Genomic DNA, 3,899 nt, shown 5'->3' with positions numbered 1-3,899 from the left:
TCCAGCCCCACATAGACGATGGCCCTCTTACGGATGATCTGCATCCAGTCGAAGATCGGGCGCGGGTCCGCCAGGTCGGAGTAGTTCGGGGCCAGGAGCTGGGCGATCTTGCCGCTGGTGAGCTTCTCCAGCAGCGGCAAGAGGCTGGCGACGATCTTGTCGAAGTACGTCTTGTCGTATCGAACCGCCGAGCGCAGGCCGTCCAGCACCGGGTCGTAGTTGCGCGCCTGCGAGAGGTACTGCTCCAGCGCCACCACGCGCTTCTCGCGCCCGATCATGTTGCGCGGGATGTTCTTTTCGTTGAGCTTAGCCTCGATCTGGACGATCACCTCCCAGGCCTTGGGCTCGGTCTTGGCGAAGTAATGCTGGGCGTACTCGATGAACAGCGCGTCGATGTTGATGACGTGCCGCTGGATCAGCATGTAGTCCGGGCGCTGCCCCAGCTCCACCAACGCGCGCGCAATGATGTTGACGAAGCGCCAGGCGAACTCGCGGAACGCCGCGCTGTTGCCTTCGCCGGAAAGCTGCCCCGCGACGCGGGTGGCTACCTCGCTGATGCGGCCGAAGCGCCCCACGGCGTTGTAGCGCGCGGAAATGTCCGGCCAGCCCAAATGAAAGACGTAGAACTCGCCTTCGCGGCCCGCGCGCTTCGCCTCGACGTACATCCGCTTCAGGAGATCGGCATCGCCCTTGGGGTCAATGACGATCACCACCTCGTGCTCGCCCGCGGCGTTCTTGCGCCGGATGTCCTGGGTCACGAACAGTTCGGCCAACCGGGTCTTGCCGACGCGCGTGGTGCCTAGCACCAGCGAGTGGCCGACGCGCTCGCCGAGCGGCAGGCTGACGTCCACCTCCTCGGGTTCGATGCCATGCAGGCGCGGCAGGCCGCCCACCGGCGGCAACGGCCGCACTGGGTTGAAAGGCACGTCCCAGCCGGTAAGCGCGGACAGCCGGGACAGCGGGAACGGCGCGAACTCCAGCCGTTCTTCCAGACGCCGCGCCAGCCGGTACGCGGGTGTCGGCTCGACGTAGCGGCGGAACTCCGGCCGGTACGTCTGCATCAGCCTATGGGTGTGCTTCTGCTCCCACAGGAAACCACGCCCCACGAACAGCCGCTGCTGGCTGACCGGCACGTCCTTGCTGGTCATCACGTAGCGCGGCAGGCGGCGGATGTTGCGCCGGTAGCGCAGGATGACGCGGGCATCGCGGTAGCGGATGGCGCCGTAAGCGCCGAACGCCAGCGCGCTGCCGACGCCCATGGACGGACTCAGCGCGAGCGACCATGGGGCCACCAGGGACAGAAACGCGGCGCCCGCGCATGCGGCAACGGTGTATAGCTCCACCGCTGGGCGAAGCAGTACCTCGACCGGCTGTTTCCCTGACATGGCTTCATTGCTCGATGCCGGTGGCCGTGATCAGCGCCGGGTAGTGCCGCAGCCCCAGGCGCTCGGCCAGGTCGTTGCCGGACACGGGCGCGAGCGGCACACCGGGCACCAGGGCGCGCAGCCGCGCCAGGCCCTGCACGGTCTCCACGTTGACCACCAGGCCGACCGCGCCGCGCTCGCGCAGCGCTCCCGCCTGGCGGCGCAGCCAGGCCTGGGACGCCTCGTCGTCGCCGACGACCACGAAGGGCCGAAGGCCGGGGGCCTCGATCACCCGGCGCGCGACGGTGCCGGGCGTGAGTTTGGCGCTGCGCACCGGCAGCATCGCGGCCTCATCCGCCGGCGTGGCGGGAACCTGGGGCATCGGGATGGGTGGCCGGGCCGGAGCATCGGCGCGCGGCTGAAGGTTCAAGGCTTCGTAGTACGGCAGCGCCGACGTTCCGCCACGGTCTTCGACCACGATCAGCGGCTCGCCGGCACGCGAGGCCAGCGGCAGACCCGCCAGCAGCACAAGCAGGCCCCGCAGGACCAGATGGGATTTCGTCATGGGGAACTCTCCTGAGGCGCGGCGAGAATCGCGGCGGTTGGGCGCGCGCCCTGCACGCGGGCAAGGTGGCGGGATACGCTGCGCCGGTAGCGGGCGGCAGGCTCGCCCCCGGCAGGACGGTGGTAGCGGCCGATCGCCAGCAACCAGTCTTCGCCCGGGGTGTGCTGCTCGCGCAGGATCTCGGCGGCGATGGCCAGATTCCGATACGGGTCGAGCAAGTCGCACGCGCTTGCGTAGCGCTGCTGGTGGTAGCCGAGGTTGATCTGGCCCAGGCCCGCGTCGATTCGCGTGTGCGGCGTGGAACGCATCGCCCGCTGCAAGCCAGCGCAGGCATCAGCGCGGGTCGCGTAGCGGTACGACTGGCCGGCGACGTTGAGCGACCACGGCCATGGGACGATGCGCCCGTTGCGGCGGATGCCGCTCTCCTGCAAGGCCACCGCGTAGAGCACCGTCGAGGGGATGCCTGCGCGCTGCGCGGCGAGCTGGTAGGCCGGTGGCGGAACCTCCTGGGCCTGGGCCTGGGCGGCGCAGGCGCAGAGGCCAACGGCGAGCACCAGTGCGCGCAGGGATGCGGCTACGGTTGGCGCTGCCATTGGCCGTTCACCTCGCGCACGACCGCCGGCAGGTCACCGGGCACCCCCAAGGTCAACCAGCGGCCGCCGTCGTGGTTGAGCGTGATGGTGCCGCTGCGCACGCGCGCCGGATCGACGTTCGCGCGCTTGGCCCAGTCGCGGATGCGCGCGTCGTCCTGGCGGCTGCCGACCATGTACAGGTCGAATTCGGCGCCCGCCGATTGCAGGCGCTGCACGAGCTGGCCGCAGGCCACGCAGCTGTCCTTGACGAACACGGCCGTGCGGCCGGAGCCGCGCGTGGCTCCGGCGACCGGCTTGTCGTCCGGCAGGTTCACCCGCTGCATGCCGGGGTTCAGGCGCTGCCAGGCCTCGTCGTAGGCCCTCTGGTAGGCGAGCAGCTTCTCGACGCGGCGCGCCTCGACCTGCACCTGCATGTCTGCATAGCGGCGCCGTTCCTCGTCGGTGCGCGCTTCGATGCCCAGGGCCGACAGCGGGTCCAGGTTGGGGGAGTAGATGCCCAGCGGCCCGTCCATCAGTTCGCGGTATCGCGCCCACTCCTGCGGTTGCAGGCCCCAGTCGCTTGCCACCCGGTCTTCCAGGATGCGGGCGGCCAGCGGGCGCTCCTGGCTTTGCGCATTGCGGGCGGGAGCCGTGGCGGGCTGCTGCGCCCAGGCGGGCCACTGGGTGGACGCCAGCAGGAGCGCGGAAAGGATGATCGATGGCTTCATGCGATCTGCTCCGGTCAGGGAATCGCCACGCGGCGGGTCTGGTCGCCGGCCTGGAACACCGCGGTGTTGCCCTCGACGGCCTGCAAGCGCCACGGGCCGACCGCATCGCCGGGTAGCAGCACCTGAAGCTGGTCGGGCGTGAAGTCGCCATTGCTCGGCGCGACGGACACGCTGCGCTGGCCGGCGCGCAGTTCGGCGCCGACGATGCGGAACGGGAGCGGCGGTGGCTCGGGCCTGGCAGCAGCCTTGCTCGGTGCGCGCGGCTGGGCGGGTGCTGCGGCGCGTGCTGCGGTCTGGCGCGTCTTGAGCTGCTCGACCTCGGCGCGCAGCGACTGAAGGTCGTCGGCGGCGGCATAGCCGCTCAGCGCTTTCTCGACCTGGGCTGCATGAGCTTCCAGGATTTGGCGGGTGTCTTGGAGATCCGCCGCCGTTGCGACGGCCGGACGCTGCTGGATGGTCTCGATGGTCTCGGCCAGGCCTGTTGCCTGCGCTTCGAGGCGTTGCAGGCGGGAATCGAGGCGGTCCTGGTCGGCCTGGTCGTTCAGGGCCTGGTAGCCGAGGGCCACGAGGACACTGAGGCCAAGCAGCCAGAGCCACATCAGGCTCTGCACCACCACGGCGGCGGTTGAACGCTGGGCGGGTTGTGGGGCGCTCATGGCTGGCTTCCCGA

At 70.1% G+C, this 3,899-nt stretch carries 5 protein-coding genes; all 5 read right to left on the bottom strand.

The window, feature by feature from the left end:
* A partial coding sequence (gene traD / locus DFR37_RS22575) for a type IV conjugative transfer system coupling protein TraD (RefSeq protein WP_113935397.1) occupies positions 1–1,385 on the bottom strand: 1,385 nt, incomplete at its 3' end.
* A gap of 4 nt (positions 1,386–1,389) precedes the next feature.
* Positions 1,390–1,929, bottom strand: a complete 540-nt coding sequence (locus DFR37_RS22570; RefSeq protein ID WP_113935396.1) for an integrating conjugative element protein — start codon at positions 1,927–1,929, stop codon at positions 1,390–1,392.
* Positions 1,926–2,522 (bottom strand): transglycosylase SLT domain-containing protein, encoded by a 597-nt coding sequence (locus DFR37_RS22565; RefSeq protein ID WP_113935395.1) that lies wholly within the window; start codon positions 2,520–2,522, stop codon positions 1,926–1,928. Before DFR37_RS22565 ends, DFR37_RS22570 begins: the two co-directional genes overlap by 4 nt.
* The gene (locus DFR37_RS22560; RefSeq protein WP_113935394.1) at positions 2,504–3,229 is read right to left on the bottom strand and encodes a TIGR03759 family integrating conjugative element protein; all 726 of its coding nucleotides are present in this window, start codon (positions 3,227–3,229) and stop codon (positions 2,504–2,506) included. The genes DFR37_RS22565 and DFR37_RS22560 overlap by 19 nt, the downstream gene beginning before the upstream one ends.
* Before the next feature lie 14 nt (positions 3,230–3,243).
* Positions 3,244–3,899, bottom strand: a 656-nt coding sequence (locus tag DFR37_RS22555; protein ID WP_429866791.1) for a hypothetical protein, incomplete at its 5' end; no start/stop codon positions are given.

Origin of the sequence: Eoetvoesiella caeni (assembly GCF_003315175.1) — a bacterium.
In the GTDB taxonomy this organism is placed as follows: Bacteria; Pseudomonadota; Gammaproteobacteria; order Burkholderiales; family Burkholderiaceae_B; genus Eoetvoesia; species Eoetvoesia caeni.
The sequence above is the reverse complement of the archived record's forward strand: the minus strand, read 5'-3'. Positions and strand labels throughout refer to the sequence as shown.